18 protein-coding genes are annotated in these 19,988 nt (G+C 61.8%); 4 read left to right on the top strand and 14 right to left on the bottom strand.

All coding sequences use genetic code 11. From position 1 onward, the window contains the following. Positions 1-6: 6 nt before the first annotated feature. From hydA to PQQ86_RS22355, 5 genes are read right to left on the bottom strand one after another with little or no spacing between them, the layout of a single operon-like run. On the bottom strand, positions 7-1,428 hold the full coding sequence (gene hydA, locus PQQ86_RS22375) for a dihydropyrimidinase (RefSeq protein ID WP_408271746.1): 1,422 nt from the start codon (positions 1,426-1,428) through the stop codon (positions 7-9). Then, positions 1,425-2,375 carry a dihydrodipicolinate synthase family protein gene (locus PQQ86_RS22370; RefSeq protein ID WP_408271743.1) on the bottom strand — a complete coding sequence of 317 codons (951 nt, stop codon included), beginning with the start codon at positions 2,373-2,375 and terminating at the stop codon, positions 1,425-1,427. Before PQQ86_RS22370 ends, hydA begins: the two co-directional genes overlap by 4 nt. After that, positions 2,372-3,532, bottom strand: a complete 1,161-nt coding sequence (locus PQQ86_RS22365) for an NAD(P)/FAD-dependent oxidoreductase (protein ID WP_408271740.1) — start codon at positions 3,530-3,532, stop codon at positions 2,372-2,374. The genes PQQ86_RS22370 and PQQ86_RS22365 overlap by 4 nt, the downstream gene beginning before the upstream one ends. Then, positions 3,529-4,953 carry an FAD-dependent oxidoreductase gene (locus PQQ86_RS22360; protein WP_408271737.1) on the bottom strand — a complete coding sequence of 475 codons (1,425 nt, stop codon included), beginning with the start codon at positions 4,951-4,953 and terminating at the stop codon, positions 3,529-3,531. The genes PQQ86_RS22365 and PQQ86_RS22360 overlap by 4 nt, the downstream gene beginning before the upstream one ends. Next, entirely contained in the window at positions 4,943-5,248 is a 306-nt protein-coding gene (locus tag PQQ86_RS22355; RefSeq protein WP_234487551.1) for a (2Fe-2S)-binding protein, read from the bottom strand. The genes PQQ86_RS22360 and PQQ86_RS22355 overlap by 11 nt, the downstream gene beginning before the upstream one ends. A 160-nt stretch (positions 5,249-5,408) precedes the next feature. On the opposite strand from PQQ86_RS22355, the gene PQQ86_RS22350 reads away from it, so the two are divergent. The 4 genes from PQQ86_RS22350 to PQQ86_RS22335 all read left to right on the top strand — a co-directional run bounded on the left by PQQ86_RS22350 (position 5,409) and on the right by PQQ86_RS22335 (position 8,381). Next, on the top strand, positions 5,409-6,239 hold the full coding sequence (locus PQQ86_RS22350; protein ID WP_408271734.1) for a transporter substrate-binding domain-containing protein: 831 nt from the start codon (positions 5,409-5,411) through the stop codon (positions 6,237-6,239). Positions 6,240-6,308: 69 nt separating this feature from the next. Next, entirely contained in the window at positions 6,309-6,977 is a 669-nt protein-coding gene (locus PQQ86_RS22345) for an amino acid ABC transporter permease (RefSeq protein WP_408271731.1), read from the top strand. Beyond that, a complete protein-coding gene (locus tag PQQ86_RS22340; protein ID WP_408271728.1) occupies positions 6,977-7,666 on the top strand; it encodes an amino acid ABC transporter permease in 690 nt (229 codons plus the stop codon). The genes PQQ86_RS22345 and PQQ86_RS22340 overlap by 1 nt, the downstream gene beginning before the upstream one ends. Continuing rightward, positions 7,644-8,381 carry an amino acid ABC transporter ATP-binding protein gene (locus PQQ86_RS22335; protein ID WP_408271725.1) on the top strand — a complete coding sequence of 246 codons (738 nt, stop codon included), beginning with the start codon at positions 7,644-7,646 and terminating at the stop codon, positions 8,379-8,381. Before PQQ86_RS22340 ends, PQQ86_RS22335 begins: the two co-directional genes overlap by 23 nt. A 42-nt stretch (positions 8,382-8,423) precedes the next feature. Here the strand turns inward: PQQ86_RS22335 and PQQ86_RS22330 are convergent, their stop codons facing one another. The 9 genes from PQQ86_RS22330 to PQQ86_RS22290 all read right to left on the bottom strand — a co-directional run bounded on the left by PQQ86_RS22330 (position 8,424) and on the right by PQQ86_RS22290 (position 19,984). Next, entirely contained in the window at positions 8,424-9,080 is a 657-nt protein-coding gene (locus PQQ86_RS22330) for a GntR family transcriptional regulator (RefSeq protein WP_408271722.1), read from the bottom strand. 118 nt (positions 9,081-9,198) lie between these two features. Continuing rightward, positions 9,199-10,269, bottom strand: a complete 1,071-nt coding sequence (locus PQQ86_RS22325; protein WP_408271719.1) for an EAL and HDOD domain-containing protein — start codon at positions 10,267-10,269, stop codon at positions 9,199-9,201. A 225-nt stretch (positions 10,270-10,494) separates the two neighbouring features. Then, positions 10,495-10,782, bottom strand: a complete 288-nt coding sequence (locus PQQ86_RS22320; protein ID WP_408271716.1) for a DUF1330 domain-containing protein — start codon at positions 10,780-10,782, stop codon at positions 10,495-10,497. A 157-nt stretch (positions 10,783-10,939) separates the two neighbouring features. Further along, the gene (locus PQQ86_RS22315) at positions 10,940-11,368 is read right to left on the bottom strand and encodes a YciI family protein (protein ID WP_097395461.1); all 429 of its coding nucleotides are present in this window, start codon (positions 11,366-11,368) and stop codon (positions 10,940-10,942) included. Positions 11,369-11,665: 297 nt separating this feature from the next. After that, on the bottom strand, positions 11,666-12,253 hold the full coding sequence (locus tag PQQ86_RS22310; RefSeq protein WP_408271713.1) for a PqiC family protein: 588 nt from the start codon (positions 12,251-12,253) through the stop codon (positions 11,666-11,668). Beyond that, the gene (locus tag PQQ86_RS22305; protein ID WP_408271710.1) at positions 12,250-13,863 is read right to left on the bottom strand and encodes a PqiB family protein; all 1,614 of its coding nucleotides are present in this window, start codon (positions 13,861-13,863) and stop codon (positions 12,250-12,252) included. The genes PQQ86_RS22310 and PQQ86_RS22305 overlap by 4 nt, the downstream gene beginning before the upstream one ends. After that, a complete protein-coding gene (locus tag PQQ86_RS22300) occupies positions 13,856-15,154 on the bottom strand; it encodes a paraquat-inducible protein A (protein WP_408271707.1) in 1,299 nt (432 codons plus the stop codon). The genes PQQ86_RS22305 and PQQ86_RS22300 overlap by 8 nt, the downstream gene beginning before the upstream one ends. Beyond that, on the bottom strand, positions 15,151-16,737 hold the full coding sequence (locus PQQ86_RS22295; protein WP_408271704.1) for an efflux transporter outer membrane subunit: 1,587 nt from the start codon (positions 16,735-16,737) through the stop codon (positions 15,151-15,153). The genes PQQ86_RS22300 and PQQ86_RS22295 overlap by 4 nt, the downstream gene beginning before the upstream one ends. 1 nt (position 16,738) lies before the next feature. Further along, positions 16,739-19,984 carry an efflux RND transporter permease subunit gene (locus PQQ86_RS22290; protein ID WP_408271702.1) on the bottom strand — a complete coding sequence of 1,082 codons (3,246 nt, stop codon included), beginning with the start codon at positions 19,982-19,984 and terminating at the stop codon, positions 16,739-16,741. Between the last annotated feature and the right edge of the window lie 4 nt (positions 19,985-19,988).

Genomic DNA, 19,988 nt, shown 5'->3' with positions numbered 1-19,988 from the left:
GACGCTCTACCAGTGACCGCCAAGTTCGCCGCGCACGACAAACTCTCCCTGACCGGTCCGTCCGACCCAGTCTCCGTTGTCGATCAGCAACTCCCCCCGTAGCAGCACTTTCTTCACGCGGCCCGTGACCGCGCGGCCTTCGAACAACGTAAAGTCGCAATCGCTGTGTTGCGTGTCCGCACTGATCATATGCGACTCGTTCGGATCGAACAGGACGATGTCGGCGTCGCTGCCGATCGCAAGCGTTCCCTTCTTCGGAAACAGGCCGAATAGCTTGGCTGGCGCAGTCGACATCAATTCGACGAAGCGATTCAGCGAAATGCGGCCGCCGCGTACGCCACCGTCGTAGACCACCGTCATGCGCGTTTCGACACCAGGCACGCCATTCGGGATCTTCGAAAAATCGTCGCGTCCAAGCGGCTTCTGGTTGACATTGCCGCGATGCCCCTCCTTCATGCAATACGGGCAGTGATCGGTCGAGATCAATTGCAGATCGTCGGTCTTGAGCGCGGTCCAGAGCGCGTTCTGCGCTTCCTTCGAGCGCAGTGGCGGACTCATCACGTAACGCGCAAGCTCGAAGCTGTCGTCGGCGTATGCAGATTCGTCGAAGAACAGATAGTGTGGACAGGTCTCCGCAAATACCGGAATGCCCAGGTCGCGCGCTTCGATCACATGCTTCAGTGCTTCTTTCGCCGAAAGGTGTACGAAATAAACCGGCGCTTCGGCGAGTTCGGCGAGCTTGATGCCGCGATGCGTCGCCTCGCCCTCCATGATCGCAGGCCGCGTCAGCGCGTGATAACGCGGCGCGGTATGGCCCTGCGCGAGCGCCTCGCGAATCAGCAGGTCGATGACCGTGCCGTTCTCGGCATGCAACGCGATCATGCCGCCATGCTGCCCGACCATTCGCATCGCCTGAAAAATGGCGGCGTCGTCTGACATGACCGTGCCAGGATAGGCCATGAACATCTTGAAGCTGGAGACGCCTTCGTGACGAATCGCGTATTGCATGTCACCGAGCACGCGCTCGTCCACCTGCGTCACGATCACGTGAAAACCGTAGTCGATGCTCGCGGCCGATGCAGCTTTCGATTGAGCCCGCGAGATCGCATCGAGCGGACTCGTGCCGGCGGTTTGCAAGGCGAAGTCGATGATCGTCGTCGTTCCGCCGAAGGCAGCCGAGCGTGTGCCCGACGCAAAGTTGTCGCAGGTCACCGAGGCCCCGAAGGTGTTCTCCATGTGCGTATGGCAATCGACGCCGCCAGGAAACACCAGTAGCCCTGCCGCGTCGATCACCCGTGCATCCAGTCCCCCGTCGAGATTCAGTCCAATACTGACGATGCGCTCGCCTTCCACAAGAATGTCGGCGACGTAGTCGTCAATGGCCGTAATGATGCGGCCGCCTTTGATGAGGGTTGGTGTCGGGCTCATGAATCACTCCGTTGCGTGTCAGTTGCGATGGCGAGCGCGTCTTCGAGACGCATCAACTCTGCATGGGAGAGCGGTGGGATCGGCGGGCGCATCGACGGATGCGGAAAGTGGCCCAGCAAGTGCAGGCAGGCTTTCAGGCGCGCATTGGCGTACGAGCCGGGTGCGGTTCCGTAGATGGCCTTCGCAAGCGGATAGATGCGCTCATGAAGCTGCTGCGCGCGGCCGAGGTCACCCTGTTCGACAGCGCGATACAGCGCCACGACCAGTTCGGGCACAACGGCCGCAAGGCTGACGAGGCTACCTTCGGTACCGATCGCAAAACACGTGAACAGGTGTTCGTCGCCGGAAGCCATCACGGCCACATGCGGCGCGATCGATTTAACGAGCCGGCGGTTTGCTTCATACGCGGCAGTCTCCCAACTGCCCTCCTTGATCGCCACGACCTCGGGCAAGCCGACGAGCGCGGCAAGCATCTGCGGCGTGTAGGCCATGCCGCCCGTGGCGACGCCGGCCTGGTAAAGCATCATGGGCAGGCGGGCCTCGGCGTTGGCGATCCGGTGATGCGTCAGAACGGTGTCGAGATCGGTCGAGAGCGCCCATGAGAACGGCGGAAACAGCAGCATGGCATCGGCGCCGGCCTGTCTTGCGTCGTTTGCATGAGCCTGCGCCTCATAGCTGTCCTCGGCATTCACGCCGGCCACGATGATCGAGCGATTGCCGCAGACGGCATGCGCAATTTCCACGACGCGCCGCTTGTCCGTCGCTGAGAGCGTGAAGTTCTCGCCGGCATGGCCGTTCACCAGAAGCCCGACAATGCCGTCGACGCTCGCCACCGCTTCGATATGCCGCTCGAGCGCCGCTTCGTCCAGGTGTCGCCCATCCGCGTCGAGGGGGCACAGCGTAGCGGCATAGACGCCGTTGAATGGGTCGGCATGCGTAGGGATCATTCTGTCTTTTCCCGATGAAGTTGGGTGAGCGCATCGTCATGAACGACGAGCCGCGCCGGATCGAACAGGGGCAACTCGGGTTCTTCGCCGAGCATGGCCTGGGCAAGCAGCTTGCCCATGTAGGGGCCGCTGGTGTAACCGGAATGCACGCAACCAATCACCCACGCATCGGGGCAACCGGGGAGCGCACCGATCATCGGCATGGCGTCGGCGGTTTCGGCTTCGAGGCCGAGCCAGATGCGGGCCACGCGCGCTTTGGCGAGCGCGGGGATCACATGCTGCGCGAGCCGGAGATTGCCGATCAGGTTGTCCGGCACGGTTTCCACGCCGCCCCGCTCGCGATCGCCGATGCCTTGCCAGCCTCCGCCTATCAGGACACTGCCGTTGGCGAACTGCTTCATCGACAGCAGCCCGTTCGCGATGCTCAGCACCGACTTCATCACGGGCGGCATGCGTTCAGTGACGATCAACTGGTTGACGAGCGTCTTGACGGGGATGGGGATGCCGAGCATCGCGAGCAGGGGTTCCAGCCAAACGCCGCCCGCCATCACCAGACGCGTCGCGTCGATACGGATGGCCTCGTCCGGGCCGTACACCTGATACATCCCCGCGACGCGCTCGATGCGCGTTACCGGTGTCTGCTCGAAAACGTGTACACCCGCTTCGCGCAACGCCGCATGGAAAGCACGGCCCGTGAGATAGGCGCTGGCGAAGCCATCGGTTGCACAGTACGCGGCTTGCAGCATTGCGGGATTCAGGCCTGGCTCGACGGCGAGCGCGGCATCCCGGTCGAGCAGATCGATCTGTGCACCGTACTCACGCCTCGCCGCCGCGCGTTGCTGCAGCAGCACTTTCTCGGATTCGGTGAAGGCGAGCGAGAGGCCGGGCGCCGACGCCGCAAGCACGCTGTGGCCTAGCCACGTGTCGGTGTTCATCCACATTTTCCACGCGCGGATCGCATAGGGAACGAGCGCGGCACGGGTCATATGCAGCGTCAGCGTGCCGGCGTTTACGCCCGACGCGCCACGGCACAGCGCATCGCGTTCGATCACCGCCACCCGCATGCCGGCTCGCGCCAGAAATAGTGCGGTGGTGCATCCCATCACGCCACCGCCAAGCACGGCGACATCGAATGCGGTCGTCGTCGGCTGGCTCATAGCGGCGCAGCTTTCGGGATCGGAATGTCGTCGTAGCTGAACTCGCCGGTCAACGCTTCAACCGTCACGGGCCGCAACGGCGTGCGGGCAGAAAAACAGCCCGCGCGTTCGCGCGATCCGCCGCATGCGCGTGCCGCAAGCAGTTCCGCCGTCACGTCCCCGCATGTGCGGCCCTGGCACGGTCCCATGCCGCAGCGCGTCCAGGCCTTGAGCTGGTTCACGTCGTGCGCGCCGGCGTCGCAGGCAGCATCGATTTCGGCGCGCGTCACGTCCTCGCATCGACAGACGATGGTTTGCGGCCCAATGCTGTCGGTATGGCCGGCTCGTAGCGCCATCAGTTGCGCCATCGAGCGGCCGAAACGTGCCGCCTTGAGGTGCGCCCGACGCACGGACGACAGTCGTGACCGGAGCCCAGCGATGTCCGCGCCGCCAAGTTCGATGGCGCAGGCGAGTCCTGCGAGCGTGCCATGATGGCTCGCTGCGGCCGCGCCGGCGATGCCTGCGCCGTCGCCAGCCACGTAGAGCCGCGGGCGCGAGGTGCGGCAGTCCTCGTCGGTGATGGCAATCCATCCGCCCGCCTGCCGCGAGTACCGGTGCTCCGCGCGCAGGAGACGCGTAATTTCGGTTGACGGGGTCAGCCCGTGACCGACCGCGATGCAGTCCGCGACCACGCTGCGGTGTTCTCCGGAGACGGGCCTGCCGGCTGCGTCACACGGCGCCAGAGTCGCGCGCAGCCGATCGCCGGCGGGCTCGACTTTGACTATCGTGTGTCGCGAATGAATCGGCACGCCTGCGCGGCGAATTTCGCGCCACCAGTGGAAACCCTCGCGCATCAGATCGGGGCGCGACACCATGGCGGGCAGCGCACGGGCCCAGTCGCCCAAGCCCGCGATATCCGCAATCGCTTCGACCTTGCCGCCGCTTTCTATCGTCTTCGCGGCGACCGCCGCGAGCAATGGCCCGCAACCTGCGACTAATGTCGAACGGCCCGGCAAGATGGCTTGCGATTTAAGGAGGATCGTTGCGGCGGCCAGCCCGATGACGCCAGGCGTGGTCCACCCATCGAAGGGCACGACACGTTCCGTGGTTCCCGCTGCGACAATCAGCGCGCGCGCGGTGCAATGCACGGGGCCGGCCGGACCCACGGCATCGACGCGATAGTCGGCGGTGACGGCCCAGACCACGTGATCGAAGTAGGTGGTGACCTTACTTTCGGCGAGTTCGCGCCGTAGCGCGTCGCCCGCGTGCTGGTCCGCACTCAACGGAACAGCGGCGCTGACGGGTGCGCGGTAGACCTGCCCGCCGGCCGCCGGGCTCTCATCGAACAGCGCCACCTTGAGACCTGCTGCCGACGCAGCCAGCGCCGCGTTCACGCCGGCCGGGCCGCCGCCGAGCACGAGGACATCGAACTCAGATATCAAGGCCGATCTCCGGTACTTTGTCGACGCGCATTCCTTCAATGACCGTCGTCCGGCATGCAAGCGCGCGGCGACCATCGACTACGACCAGACACTCCTGACAAGACCCCATCAAACAGAACATGCCGCGCGGTGCGCCATTGCGCGGACTCGCCCGCAAGGTCTTCGTACCCGAGGCGAACAGCGCTGCCGCCACGCTCTCGCCCTGACGCGCCCGCACCGGCCGGCCGTCGAAGAGAAACCTCACTGTCGCCGCGCCGCCTGCCTTCTCGATGCGCATGGTCTTCTCATCCAGCATGGGACATGGCTCCCTTGACAACTAATTTCGTCGATGTTTTTATCTTATCGTATACGTTTCGTATACACAAAATGGCCAAAATAAAGACGGTCCGGGAAGCGTCCGAACCGTGCGCCAGAACGGTCAGCATTCGCCCCCGAACCTCTTACGGAGTTGCCGCATGAAATCCTCGATCCTCCTCACCCGCATGCTCGCCGTGGGTATTGCCGCCTGCGTGTTGCTCGGCTCGTTCGACGCCAGCGCCCGCACGCTCGACGAGATCATCGCGTCAAAGAAGATCGTGTTCGGCATCAACCCGAACCTGCCGCCGCTCGGCATTTACGACGCGAAAAACAACATCGACGGCTTCGATGTCAGTATTGCCAGGAAGATTGCCGACTCGCTCGGCGTGAAGCTCGAAATCGTTCCAGTTGGCTCGAACGACCGCGTGCCGTTTCTGATGACCGACAAGATCGACGCGGTGATGGGCGGCATGACGCGCAACGCGGACCGCCTGAAGGTGATCGACTTCACCGACCCGGTCAACACCGAAGTACTAGGCGTCCTGACGACACAGGCGACGTCCTATTCAGACTGGACCCAGTTGAACGATCCGGCGGTACGCCTCGTTCAGGTACGCGGCACGACGCCTATCCAGCTGATCCATGACAAACTGCCCAAGGCGCAGCTTCTGATTCTCGACAACTATCCGGATGCAGTTCGCGCGATCGCTCAGGGCCGCGCCGACGCATTGATCGACGTGCTCGACTTCATGCTGAGCTACACGAAGAACTATCCGACAAAATGGCGTGTGGTGGATGCGCCGATCGAAGTGGACTACGACTGCATCGGCGTGCAAAAGGGCAATATGGCACTGACGCAGCGCCTGAACAAGGAAATCGGCGCGTTGCAGAAGAACGGCTTTGTCGCCGCAAGCTGGAAGAAGTGGTTCGGCAGCGCCATGCTGCACGATCCGACCGCCTCACCTGCACCTGTTGCAGCCGCGCAGTAAGGGAAACTGGCGACAGCGCTCGTCGCCGTAACGGACGAGCACTGCGCATCCGGCGGGAGCCACTATTCGATGACCCTACATTTCGAGCCCATCCTGCAGCAGTGGCCTTATCTGCTTGCCGGCGCATGGCTCAGCCTGCAGATCGCCGTGCTCGCGTTTGGGTTCGGCATGATCATCGGCCTCGTCTGTGCTTCGGTATTGCGCTACGGGCCGGCGTTTCTGCGCAAAGTGGTGACGGCTTATGTGGTATTCGCGACCAATACGCCGCAACTCGTGCAGATCTTTTTCCTGTTCTTCGCACTGCCTGAGATCGGCGTGACCCTGTCGCCGTTCACAGCGGTGCTGATCGGGGCGACGTTCAATGCGGGCGCCTATCTGTGCGAAATCCAGCGCGCAGGATTCAATTCGGTCCGGCTAATGGAGATCGAGGCTGCCGAAGTACTCGGCTTCTCCACGCCGCAGATCGTGCGGCATGTGATCCTTCCACACGTGCTGAAGGTGATGTTCCCGCCGCTGTCGAACCAGTTCATCGTCATGACGCTCGGCACGTCGATGGCATCGATCTTCGGCGTCGAGGAACTGACGGGGCGCACATATAACCTCAGTTCACAGACCTATCTCTCGGTCGAGGCGTTCAGCGTGGCCGCCGTACTGTACGTCGCCGTCACACTGATCGCGACGTTCGCACTGGCGATGATCGGGCGCCATGTCTGCCGCGCCAAAATCAAGGTGTTCTGATGTTCGCTTCCTCACAGGTCGAAATCGCACAGCTGTTTTCTTTTTACAACCTGCTGTTGCTAGTGGAAGGGTTTGCCGCAACCTTCGTGCTATCGGCTGCCGGCTGCTTTACGGGCTTTCTGGCGGGCTTTGTCATAGCGATTGTCCGCGTCACGCATTCCCGCACGATGGCGCCTTTGCGCGCCCTCGCCTTTGCCTATTGCTTCCTGTTTCGCCGCATCCCGTTTCTGGTCACGCTGATGCTCGTGTTCTTCGCGAGCCAAACGTCGAAAGCCAATCTCTCGACGTTTGCCGTCGCGTCGCTAAGCGTCTGCCTGATCGCGTCCGCCTACCTTGGCGAGATCATTCGAAGCGGACTCGAATCGGTCCATAAAAATCAATGGGAAGCCGCGCTGACGCTGAATTTCTCGTACTTCGAATCGCTGCGTTTCGTCATCGTGCCGCAAGCGTGGCGGGTGATCGTGCCACCCACGTTCGGGTTCTTCGTCATGTTCATCAAGGACACGGCGCTCGCCTCGCAGATCGGCGTGATGGAACTGACGTCCGCCGGCAAGGTGCTGACCAACAAGGGCTTTTCCTCGTGGCTCGTGTACGGAACGGTGTTGGTGCTTTATTTTGTAATGTCGTACCCGTTGTCGCGCTTGGGTAAGCGCCTGGAGAAGAAACTTGCCACAACTCGAAATCGTTGATCTGAAGGCGTCGTATGGGCCGCACACGGTACTCGAACGCATCAACCTGTCGGTCGAGAAAGGTGAAATCGTCAGCCTGATTGGACCGTCCGGATCGGGCAAGAGCACGTTGCTGCGCGTTCTACTGGGGCTGTTGCCGCCGGAGCACGGCAGCGTACGACTCAACGGTGATCTCGTGAACTATGCGGACAAGGCGGCCGTGCGGTCGTTACGCTCGGAAATCGCGATCGTTTTCCAGCAATACAACCTGTTCCAGAACATGACCGTGCTGGACAACGTGATGATCACGCCTACCAAGATCAAGGGGTGGCCGCGCAAGCAGGTGGAAGACGATGCCATCCGGTTGCTCACGCGCGTGGGCCTGGAACACAGGCTGAAAGCGTATCCGGACGAGTTGTCGGGCGGTCAGCAGCAACGTGTGGCAATCGCCCGCGCGCTGGCGTTGAAGCCAAACGTGCTCTTTCTTGATGAGGTCACCGCCGCGCTCGACCCCGAACTCGTCACCGAGGTGCTCGATACGATTCGCGCTCTGGCGCTGGAGGGCATCACCATGTTCATCGTGTCGCACGAGATGAGCTTCGTGCGCGAGGTGTCGTCGAAAGTCGTGTTCATGGCCGGTGGCCATGTGATCGAAACAGGCTCGCCGCAGCAGATTTTCGATGCCCCGCAGGAAGCGCGCACGCGTGAATTCGTCGGCAAGATCCTACGCCACTGATGGAGTCGATCGGGCCGCGAACCGCTAGCGGGCCGATCCGGTTCAGGGACCGCTGCCTTCACTCAGACGGTGGAGCACGAAACGGCGCAGATTCTGCAGGTGCGTGCGAACGGCGGCGCGTGCGGCATCTGCGTCGTCGGCAGCGTACGCTTCGAGGATCGCAAGGTGCTCGGCGCGATCCTCCTCGATTCGATTGAAAGGTGTCGTGAGTTCAAACAGCCGGCTGTTCGTGCGCACCACTTCGATCATCCGCGCGAGCACGTCGTTGCCGCTTGCATGCGCCATCATCGTGTGAACCTGGTCGTCGATCTGCCAGTGTTCCTGCTCCTGCTGCCCACTGCGCAGAGCCTTGATCTTCTTTATCAACTGCTGGATCTGCTTCTTGTCGATCTTACCGATGGCAAGGCCGACGGCCTCCGCTTCGAGCAACTCGCGCACCTTCATCGCCTGTAAATATTCCTGCGCGCTGACGAAGCGCACCGAATAGGAGCGAGCCCCGGCGCGCGTCAACAGACCCTCGCCTTCAAGCCGCAGCAACGCTTCGCGCATGGGCGTGCGGGAAATGTTGAGTTCCTCGGCCAGCCGGCCTTCAACGACGGCGCCCCCGCTGCGTAATGCCTTATCGAGGATCATTCGCCGCAAAGTCTGATAGGCCAGTTCCCCCAGTTTTTCCGGGGTTGTCAGGGAAGATGCTGTCACGTCGTCTCACTCACTCGGATGCACGGTATACGTATTGTATGCGATCGAATGTCCACATTGATACGCGGTCGAACGACTGAGACTGGCCGTCATACCGCTCGCGATACTGGAAATCGCGTCAGTAGCACTCAACGATCTTCCGAACCCCTGCGGGGGGAAACTCCAGCTGTTGAAGTCTCCCCGTCGCCGCATCCACATCGCCCCGTTCAAGCAGCGTGGCCACCGACAGCAATTCGCCGAGTACTCCACCGCCGTTAAGGATAGCCAGCCGGATGGAATCAGAAACGGGTAGCTCGTCGACGAAGCTGCGCAGTTCCATCTGATACGCGACATGCAGTAACGACAGCATGCCCGTGAGATAGCCTGCAGACGCCAGCGAGCGCGAGCCATCCGGCATCGCGTCGATCGCCTCTTCCATGAAATGCGCCCGTCGTTGCGCAAGCAGCGCAAGCGGATCGTCCTCAACTGGAAGGCCGTCGCGGCCGACGTAAAGCAGAAGTCCGCACCAATGCAAAAGTCTGCGGCTTCCGGCTATCGAGAGCGCCTGTTTGAGCGAAGAAATGCGCTCCGTTTTGCCGTTGGGTTGCTCGCTGCTGTTTGCAAGCCGTAAGAGTTGGGCAACCAGCATTGGCGTTTCTTTTAGCGCTCGCGCAATACTGCCCAACGGCGCATCGCTGCCGACCAGGTCGAACACGTGAAGAATCGCCTTGACTGGCGGCATCGCGCGCTTGCCTGACAGAATTTGCGGTTTGGCGAAATAGTAGCCCTGCAGCAGATCGCAACCCAGTTGCCGGGCATGCTCCGCATCCCCTGCCGTTTCGATCTTCTCGGCGAGCACGACCTTTCCCGCACGTTTGAACTGACTGACCAGCTCCGGTAACTCCGCACGTTCAACAAACGGCCAGTCGATCTTGACGATGTCGACGGCAGGAAGAAACCATCGAATCTCGTCAGTCATGCTCCTGACGTCGTCCAGTGCTATCTGGAAGCCCGCTCCTCGCAACTCGCTGCACCGTCGTGAGAGGTCCGATGTCAGCTCGACAGACTCCAGAATCTCCAGAACGAAACGCGACGCCGGCAGCACATACGGATAGTCCGAAAACAGAAAATCACGTGGGCAGTTCAGGAAGCAAGCCTTGCTCCCCGCAAGCCGTTCGAGACCGATCGAACCCACTGCGCGTTCAATCACCGCCGTGGTGCAATGCAGTTCGTCCCCGATCCGCGCGCCCCCTGTGGGACCGTCTCTGAAAAGAAGCTCGTATGCGACAACGCGACCAGCTCGATCCATGACTGGTTGACGCGCCACAAAAACGTCGGCATCGCCCGGCGCGACGGCCTCAATTGAAACGCTGTTCACGACTACCCCTGGCTGGAAGGCTTAACAATATGCAAGATGGTTGTGCATCGCCTTTCGTTACAGGCCTTCGACGAGAACGGCGCGATAGCGCGCACCTTTGAACCGGTGCTGCGCGACCTCCTGATATGCCGGGCTGTCGTACCACGCGCGCGCGGCCGCCGTCGACGGAAACTCCACGATCACGACGCCCTCTGGCGCGTCGCCCTCAAGGATCTGCTGAGGTCCGTAAGCAGCAAGAATCTTGACGGGATGACCTTTGAAGGTCTCGCCCACCTTGCTTTGGTAGACGTCGAGCTCCCCCTGATCCTGCGTGCTCTCCTTTGTGAAAACAATGTAAGTCGCCATGGCATACGCTCCAGCGGTGGTGTGAAAGTGCACACGATAATGCCATGAAACCGCGTTGCACCTCGTCCTGCACGACACCACGACGCCTGACTTAAGCCTCAGACAGGCGGGGCGGGGCTGCCTCCGCGCGCCCCCCAGACTGATGCGATGAAAATTGTCAGCGCGTCTGCCCGTCAATCTGCTGCCGTAGACGCTTTTCCTGCTCTTGAAGCTCAGGCGTAAAGGCCTCACCAAAATCCGCAGGCTCAAAGAAAGGCCGAATCTCGATCTCTGAATCACTCACCATCGGATTCGGGCAGCGCTTGACCCATTCAATCGCTTCGTCCATCGATTGAACTTGCCAGAGCCAATATCCGGCGATCAATTCCTTGGTCTCTGCAAATGGACCGTCGACGACGGTTCGATCCTTCCCTGAAAACCTCACGCGTACGCCTGCCGAACTCGGCTTCAGCCCGTCGCCGCCTTGCATGATCCCAGCCTTCACCAGTTCCTCGTTATATTTGCCCATCGCCGCGATGAGCTCCATGCCTGGCATTTGCCCGGCTTCGGATTCGGGCGTTGCCTTGACCATGACCATTACACGCATTTGGGTTTCTCCTTTGAAGACGATAGTGTTCGGAGGCAAAAGCGCCTCCTGTGAATACGACGAATGATCGTGGGAGAAATCGACATGCGCACGACACGACATTGCAGCTTTTTCAGAACGCGGCGAACGTAGTCACGCGTTGCCCGTCATCACGGCTGTAAGTAACCTCATGATAGGAATTGGAACCACACCCGTTGGCCGCTTCCGCCCCCGGCATCCACATTGTTCTGCGAATGGGGCCGAACTGCGCCGGGAACGCGACCGGCGAGCGGCAACGTTGCTCGACCAGGCCACGCATCAAGGCGAAGCCGGTCGGATCGCGGTAGCAATATCGCGGCTCACGGTTCCGAGCGCCCTGCTGTATGCCGCCACCACCGCATCGAAACCAGCACCGGCGCAAGGTTCGTGGACCGTGCTCCGGCCACTTAGTAGCGGCTTTTTCGCCGGCGGCGCTACCGACCACAACACGTCGACCGTCACGGCGTCGCCGAGCGCCGCATCGAAACGCTGGATGTCGAGCTGGACCCGGTAAGCCGACGCGGGATCGCCGCCTATCGGATAGGCGGACACCAGCGCGCTGTTCAGCAACTGCCCCAGGTCGGCACTTATCACGCGTGGTATCTGGCTTTTCAACGGATCGGCCCAGCGGGCAAATTCATCGATATCCACCTTGTTGTCGCCGCTGCGAACCACGATCTGCGGCCGATCGACGAGGTCGGGCACCGTCACCACGCCGATCAGCACTGCGATCGGCGCGGCGGGTGGGTTGCCCATCTGTGGCGCCGCCGGACTCAACGTGTAGAAGTCCGACTTGGGCGAAGCGGCGCAACCGCACAACGCGGCGAGCGCCAACGCTACGGCTACGGTTAAGGATGAGCGCATCATTTCTTATCCTCCAGCTTGCCGCGGATCAGTGCCTCTGGATGGCGCTCGAGATAGTCCGCCAGCGTGCGGAATGCCGCCGCCGTTCGCGCCAGTTCCTTCATCGCGTCGCCGGTGTTCTGCGACAACGCGGAATCGGGCTGCAATGCGTTATTCGCCGAGTCGAGCGCGGACTTCGCCGCGGCCAGTGTCTGAGTCGCTTGCGGTGCGACCTCGCTATCCAGCCGCTTGAGCAGTGCATCCGCATCGCGCAGGGTCTGATGCGCGTCGTTGCCGATTGCTTCGAAGGGGATCTTGTTCAGCTTGGCGATGAGCGCCGTCACCGAATCCTGCAGCGATTGCAATCCGCCTGCGACAGTCGGCATCGCGGGCGGGGTCGAGCTCCAGTCCACCTTCGCTTTGGGCGCGTTGGGGAAGAAATCGAGCGCGACATAGAGCTGGCCGGTCAGTAGATTGCCGGTGCGCAGCTGGGCTCGCAAACCATGATCCACAAGCGTTTGCGCAAGTTGCTGCCGATCGGCATCGGTGGCCAGCCTGCCGCCAGCTCCCGACGCAAAGCGCGACGTGAAGCGCTCCGGAAACAGCTTGATGTCAACCGGAATGCTGAACTGCTTGGTGACCGGATCGAACCTCGTGTGAATCGCCTCCACCTCGCCCACGACGATGCCGAGGAAATCGACCGGCGCACCGACAGTCAAACCGCGTACCGACTCCTTGAAATTGAGCACGTACTTATCGACAAGACGGTCGTGACGTTTCATCGCCTCGGTCTTGTCAGAGAACAACGTGAACTCAGTACTGGCACCCGCCTCCGGCTGATCGACCGCGTCGTCGGGCGCCTGGAAAGCAAGCCCGCCAATCAGAATGGCCACCAGCGATTGCGTATTGATCTTCACGCCGGTTGCATCAAGCGAGACGTCGATGCCGCTCGCCTGCCAGAAACGCGTATCGTTCTGCACGTACTTATCGTACGGTGCGTTGACGAACACATGCATGGTCACGCCTTTGCCGTTATCGTCAAGCTTGTACGAGGTGATCTGGCCGACCTGCAAGCGTCTGAAATAGATCGGCGAGCCGATATCGAGCGAACCCATGTCGTCGCCCTTCAGGATAAACTCGCGCCCCGGCACCCCGCTCGCGAACACCGGCGGCGACTCGAGCCCGACGTAGTCGCGCCGGGACTTGGGCGAACTGCCCACGTCCATGCCGACGAACGAACCGGAGATCAAGGTGCCGATGCCCGACACCGTGCCGCCGGAAATGCGTGGACGCACCACCCAGAAGCGCGTGTCGTCCACCAGCAAACCGGTCGCGTCTTTCGAGAGCTCGGCGGTGGCGACCACCTTCTGGTGATCACCCGACAACGTCACGCTTTTGACCACGCCAATATCCACGTTCTTGAACTTGAGTTTGGTCTTGCCCGCGTCGAGCCCCTCGCCGGTTTCAAAACTGATGGTGACGGTCGGCCCCTGTTCGAGAATCGCTTTCACCGCGAGCCAGCCGCCGATCAGCACCGCCACCAGCGGCACCAACCACACCACCTGCATACGCCAGCGCGAGCGCGGCGTCGCCACCGCTTCGGGAAGCTCGGGCGGCCCGGGAGGTCTAGACATGATGGTGCTCCGTCGCGTCCCAGATCAGGCGCGGGTCGAACGACATGGCCGCGAACATCGTCAGCACGACCACCGAGCCGAACGCGACCGCAGCCGGTCCCGCCTGGATCGTGGCGAGTGCATTGAACTGCACGAGCGCGACAAGAATGGTGATGACGTAGATATCGAGCATCGACCAGCGGCCCACGAGCTCGACGAGCCGGTAGATGCGGGTTCGTTGCTGCACGAGCGTGACCGAGCCCCGTTGCGTGGAGATCACGAGGTACATCAACGCCAGGATCTTCAACATCGGCACCGCGATGCTGGCGATGAAGACCACCAACGCGAGCGGCCATGACCCCGAAGTCCAGAGATAGACGACGCCGCTCAGAATGGTGTCCTTCTCCGCACCGAACAGCGAGCTGGTAGTCATCACAGGCAACGCGTTCGCCGGGATATACAGCACGATGGCGGCAATCAGGAAGGCCCAGGTGCGCGCGATACTTTCGGGTTTGCGCGCATGCAGATGGGCGCCGCAGCGCGGGCACGCCGCGCCGTGCACATGAGCCGTCGCCTTCACCAGCAGGCCGCAGCTATGGCAACTCAGCAGGCCGCAACGCAACGCGGTATGAGCCGCCGCGGCGGCGGCCGCCTCCGTCTTCGAGGCCGCATCGTCGAAGCTGCCGATGCGCTGCCAGAGTGCGCGCGGATCGAACGCGGAAGCGGCGGCCGCCAGCAGCAGCATGAGCGCGCCGAACGACCATAACGCGACACCCGGCACGACGCTCGCAATGTGCGCGAGCTTGACGAGAGCCACCAGCATGCCAAGGATCAGAACCTCGGTCATGCCCCACGGTTGCGCGAGATGCATCAGGCGAAACACAAGATCGGCGTGATACGGCCGGCGGTTCAACTGCAACGGCACCAGCAGATACGCCATCGCGGTCATCTGCAACAACGGCATCAGGAAAGTGGTGGCGAGCACGAGACCCGCAATCGGCCACATGCCGTCTTTGTAGAGCACGCGAACCGCACCGAGCAACGTCGTCTCGACGAGATCGCCGTTCACCGCGAGCCCGACAATCGGATACAGATTGCTGATGAAGAACAGCACGACGCACGTAAGCGTGAAAGCGAGCGCCCGGGCGGTGCTGTCGGGATGCGAGCGATAGAGTTCAGCGTGGCAGCGGCAGCAGCGCAGCGTGCCGTCGGGCGGCACAGCGGATTCGCGCTGCAGCAGATCGCATTCGTGGCAGGCGACAAGGGATATCGGAGCGGCCTCGGTTGCCTCGTTGGTCGTGGCGGTGGTCATTCAGGTTGCTCCGCGCCCGGCGAGGCGGTTGACGGATTCGCTGATGGATTCGCTGACGGACTCACCGCCGGACTCACTGACGGTTTCGCCAACTGGGTCCCTGATTGATCGCCAGCCCGACTGGCCACCTGTGCTACCGCCTTCTGCCCCATCACCCGCCCGGTCATGGCCTCAGCCTGCACGACCCACCCACCGCCCATCGCCTTGTAGAGACCAATCAGCGAGTTGAACACCAGGCCATTGGTCTGCGTGTAACTCAACTGCGCGTTGAACAGACTGCGCTCGGCGTCGAGCACCTCGATATAGCTCGTATAGCCGCCTTCGAAACGCAACCGCGCGAGCCGTGCATACGTCCGCAGCGAGTCCACCTGGCGTGCCTGCACGACCAGTTGCTCGCGCGACTTCTGCAGCGCGATGAGCGCGTCGTCGACTTCCTGGAACGCGATCTGGATAGACTGCTGATACTGGATCAGCGCCTGTTGCTGCTGCGCCTCGGCCTGACTGACCTGGCCGCTGATGCTTCCCGCCGTAAAGATTGGCACGGTCAACGAGCCGGCGTACGACCAGACGCGCGCAGGCCCCGTGAACAGCTTCGAGAACTGTCCGCTCGTCGAGCCGAACAGACCTGTCAGCGAGATTTGCGGAAAATACAGCGCGCGCGCCGCACCGATCAGCGCATTGGCCGCAACGAGGTTTTGCTCGGCCTGCAGCAGATCGGGACGTCGCTCGAGCAGGTCGGACGGCAGACCAGCAGGGACGACGGGCAGCGCCAGTTCGGTCAGCTCACGGCCCCGCAGAATTGGACCAGGGTTGCGCCCGAGCAGCACCGACAATGCATCTTCCTGCTGGGCAATCTGCGTCTCGAGCTGTGGAATCGTCGCGAGCGATGCTTCGTATTCGGACTGGCTCTGCGCGAGTTCCATCTGCGAGACATCGCCGCCGGAAAATCGCGCCTGGAACACTTTGACCGATCCGGCGCGGCTGTCGGTGGTCGCCTTGGCGATTGCCAGTTGCTGGTCGAGATCACGCAGATTGATGTAGGCGGTGGCCACCGAAGCAACCAGCGAGAGAATGGTCGCGCGACGGCCCTCCTCGCTCGCGAGCAGGTTCGCACGTGCCGATTCGGTCTCACGACGCACCCGCCCGAAGAGGTCCAGTTCCCACGCCACCGACAACGGCGCCGAAAACGCGTTGTAGACAGGACCGAACCCAGCGGGCAACGGCGTCGGCCCCGCTTGGGAAGCACGCTGACGCGATGCGTCGAAGCCGGCGTTGATCTGCGGAAACAGCGCCGAGCGTGTCGTCACGAACTGACCGAGAAACTGGTCGACGCGGGCCGCCGCGATCTTCACATCCTTGTTGTCCGCGAGTGCGGCCAGAATCAGATCGTTCAGAACGGGGTCCTGAAACTGTTCCCACCACGGCGTATTGGCGACCTCTGTGGTTTCACCAGGTTCGAAACGGAAGTTCGCGGGTGTCGCCACGTTTGGGCGCACGTAGTCTGGACCAAACAGGCAACCGCTCAATCCCGTTACGAGCAGCAATGCGGACGCCAGACGCAGCCGGAATGGAGAGCCTCTCATGTCAGTCGCCCTCGCGCCGTGCGGACGGCGTGACGGTAGGACCGCCGGAACCCACCGGCGCAATCGGTGCGCTCGGCCCCACGCCGTCTACCGCGGTTGACCCGCCGCTCGCTCCAGGCGTCTTCTTGCCGCCGCTCTTTTCCGACATGGTTTCGAGCACGTAGAAGAACATTGGAATGAAGAACACCGCAATCACCGTCGCGCCGAGCATGCCGCCGATCACACCCGTGCCGATCGAATGCCGGCTGTTGGCCGACGCGCCGAGCGCGATGGCAAGCGGCACGCAACCAAGAATGAACGCGAGCGAGGTCATCACGATCGGCCGCAAGCGCTCGGTTGCCGCCGTAACCGCCGCGTCGTATACCGACTCGCCCGCTTCGCGATTGAGCACCGCGAACTCGAAGATCAGAATGGCGTTCTTGGCAGCGAGCGCGACCAGCATGGTCAAGCCGATCTGGAAGTACACGTCGTTCTCGAGGCCGCGCAAAAGAATCGCGAGCAACGCCCCGAACAGCGCGAACGGCACCGCCAGCAGCACGCCGAACGGCAAGCTCCACTTCTCGTATTGCGCGGCCAGAATCAGGAACACCATCACGAGACCAAACACAAATACGAGCCCCGAGGTGCCGCCCGATTGACGCGCCTCGTAAGCCTCGCCACTCCAGCCAACGCCGTAGCCCGACGGCATCACCTGATCGGCCACTTCTTCGAGCGCAGTGATGACTTGCCCGGAGCTGTAGCCGGCCGCAGCGTTGGCCGTAATCTTCACGGCCGGGAAATTGTTGAAGCGCGTGACCAGGTCCGGACCCGTGACGTACTTCGTCGTCACTACCGCCTTGAGCGGAACCATGCTGTTTGTTTTGCTGCGCACATAGAGCTGATTCAGATCCTGCGGCGTCAGGCGGTATGACGGCTCGGCCTGCAAAATCACCTGCCATAGCCGGCTCGAACGGTTGAACTGCGAGACATAGAGCGAGCCGAACATCGTCTGCATCGCGCTGTACACTTCTTCAACCGGCACGCCCAGTGTTTCCGACTTGTCCCGGTCGACGTCGGCCAGCAACTGCTGCGACGACGCATTGAACGTGGAAGTCACACGTGACAATTCCGGCCGCTGTTTCGCCTTCGCGACGAAGTCGTCCACGACCCCGGCCAACTGCGAAGTGGTCGCGTCGCCCTTGCTCTGAATCCACATCTCGGTGCCGCCCGTCGTGCCGAGCCCCGGAATCGACGGTGGATTGACCGGCAGGATGATCCCTTCCCTGACCTCCGAAAGATTCTCGTAGGCATCGATCAGCACGGCCTTCGCGTTCTGGGTCCTGATATTGGCGAACTTGTAGCGCTCATCGAAACTCTTGAAGCCGATGAAGAACGTGCTCGCGTTGTTCTTGTTCTGGCTGTCGAGCAGGCTGTAGCCGTCGACGATTGTCACGCTGCTCACCGCAGCCTGCTTCATGAAGTAATCGGTGACGCGCTTCGACACGTCACCGGTTCGATCGAGACTCGCCGCGTCCGGCATGATGACCGCACCGAGCAGATAGCCTTGATCTTCAGGTGGCAGGAACGAGGTTGGAATGGTGCGCATCATCACCACCGCCAGCGCGATCATACCGACGAACAGCAACAGCGCGACCACGAAGCGCTTGATCACCAGCTTGACGACGGATGTGTAGTGGTCCGTCATCTTCGCGAAGTTCCTGTCGAACCACTTGAAGAAGCCCTTCTTTTCGTGATGCCCCGGCTTCAACAGCAAGGCGGCCAGCGCCGGCGAGAGCGTCAACGCAACCAGCCCGGAGAAAATGACCGAAATCGCGATGGTGATGGCGAACTGCTTGTACAACTGCCCCGTAATGCCGCCCAGAAAGGCCACCGGCACGAACACCGCGCACAACACGAGCACGATCGCGACCACCGGGCCGGCTACTTCGTCCATCGCGCGCCTGGCGGCATCCTTCGGACTCAACTTGTGCACGTTCATATTCCGCTCGACGTTCTCGATCACCACGATCGCGTCGTCCACCACGATGCCGATCGCCAGCACCATGCCGAATAGCGTCAGCATATTGATCGAGAAGCCGAGCGCGAGCATCCCCATGAAGGTGCCCATGATCGACACCGGCACCGCGATAACGGGAATTATCGTCGCGCGCCAGCTCTGCAGGAACGCGAAGACCACGATCACGACCAGCACGAGCGCCTCGAAGAAGGTGTGTACGACATCGGAAATCGACGCACGCGTGAAGTCGGTCGTGTCCAACGCGATGTCGTATTCGAGGCCTTCAGGAAAGGTCTTTTTCATTTCCTGGAGTGCCGCGTGGACCTGCTTCGAGACGTCGAGCGCGTTGGCGCCAGGCTGCTGATACACCGCGATGACGGTGGCCGGCTTGCCCTGAAAACGGCTGCGGATCGAATAATCCTTCTGGCCCAGCGCGGAGCGGCCAATGTCCTTGAGACGCACGATCGCAGCGTCGCCGCTGGCTGCCCGGATGATGATGTTGTCGAACTGGTCCGGTTCGCTAAGGCGGCCGGTAGTAGTGACGGCGAACGACTGCTCGACCGGCGAGCCGGTCGGCGATTGGCCGAGGCGGCCTACGGCGAACTGCTGGTTCTGGTTGGCGACGGCCCGCTGCACATCGCCCGCCGTGATACCGAGCTGTGCCATGCGGTCGGGTTTGAGCCAGATTCGCATCGCGTAATCCGGCGTACCGAAGATAGCCGACTGGTTCGCACCGGGTATGCGCTTGAGCGCATCGAGTACATAGATGTTCGCGTAGTTGGCGATATACGTCGCGTCGTAGCGCTCGCCCGGTGAGTAGATCGCGATCACCATCATGAACGCCGACGACTTCTTCTGCACCTGAATACCCTGCGACTGTACCGACGAAGGCAGTTGCGGCAACGCGAGGTTCACGCGATTCTGCACGTCGACCTGCGCCAGTTCCGGATTGGTGCCGATCTGGAAAAATGCATTGATGGTCAGGTTGCCGGTGGATGAACTCGAGGAGTTCATGTAGATCATGTTGTCCGCGCCATTCACCTGCTGCTCGATCGGCGCGGCTACATTGTTGGCCACCACGTCAGCGTTCGCGCCAGGATAGTTCGCGGAAATCGTGATCTGCGGCGGAGTGACGTCCGGATACTGCGCGATCGGCAGGTTGAACATCGCTACCGCGCCGCCAAGCGTGATGACAATCGAAATCACCGATGCAAAAATCGGCCGGTCAATGCAGTAGCGGGAGATATTCATGTCG

The organism is Paraburkholderia sediminicola, assembly GCF_046026675.1.
Classification (GTDB): Bacteria; Pseudomonadota; Gammaproteobacteria; order Burkholderiales; family Burkholderiaceae; genus Paraburkholderia; species Paraburkholderia sediminicola_F.
The sequence above is the reverse complement of the archived record's forward strand: the minus strand, read 5'-3'. Positions and strand labels throughout refer to the sequence as shown.

Excerpts from the sequence above, each read along its gene's own strand:
- hydA (WP_408271746.1), bottom strand. The coding sequence starts at position 1,428 with ATGAGCCCGACACCAACCCTCATCAAAGGCGGCCGCATCATTACGGCC.
- PQQ86_RS22370 (WP_408271743.1), bottom strand. The coding sequence starts at position 2,375 with ATGATCCCTACGCATGCCGACCCATTCAACGGCGTCTATGCCGCTACG.
- PQQ86_RS22365 (WP_408271740.1), bottom strand. The coding sequence starts at position 3,532 with ATGAGCCAGCCGACGACGACCGCATTCGATGTCGCCGTGCTTGGCGGT.
- PQQ86_RS22355 (WP_234487551.1), bottom strand. The coding sequence starts at position 5,248 with ATGCTGGATGAGAAGACCATGCGCATCGAGAAGGCAGGCGGCGCGGCG.
- PQQ86_RS22350 (WP_408271734.1), top strand. The coding sequence starts at position 5,409 with ATGAAATCCTCGATCCTCCTCACCCGCATGCTCGCCGTGGGTATTGCC.
- PQQ86_RS22345 (WP_408271731.1), top strand. The coding sequence starts at position 6,309 with ATGACCCTACATTTCGAGCCCATCCTGCAGCAGTGGCCTTATCTGCTT.
- PQQ86_RS22340 (WP_408271728.1), top strand. The coding sequence starts at position 6,977 with ATGTTCGCTTCCTCACAGGTCGAAATCGCACAGCTGTTTTCTTTTTAC.
- PQQ86_RS22320 (WP_408271716.1), bottom strand. The coding sequence starts at position 10,782 with ATGGCGACTTACATTGTTTTCACAAAGGAGAGCACGCAGGATCAGGGG.
- PQQ86_RS22315 (WP_097395461.1), bottom strand. The coding sequence starts at position 11,368 with ATGCGTGTAATGGTCATGGTCAAGGCAACGCCCGAATCCGAAGCCGGG.
- PQQ86_RS22310 (WP_408271713.1), bottom strand. The coding sequence starts at position 12,253 with ATGATGCGCTCATCCTTAACCGTAGCCGTAGCGTTGGCGCTCGCCGCG.
- PQQ86_RS22305 (WP_408271710.1), bottom strand. The coding sequence starts at position 13,863 with ATGTCTAGACCTCCCGGGCCGCCCGAGCTTCCCGAAGCGGTGGCGACG.
- PQQ86_RS22300 (WP_408271707.1), bottom strand. The coding sequence starts at position 15,154 with ATGACCACCGCCACGACCAACGAGGCAACCGAGGCCGCTCCGATATCC.
- PQQ86_RS22295 (WP_408271704.1), bottom strand. The coding sequence starts at position 16,737 with ATGAGAGGCTCTCCATTCCGGCTGCGTCTGGCGTCCGCATTGCTGCTC.
- PQQ86_RS22290 (WP_408271702.1), bottom strand. The coding sequence starts at position 19,984 with ATGAATATCTCCCGCTACTGCATTGACCGGCCGATTTTTGCATCGGTG.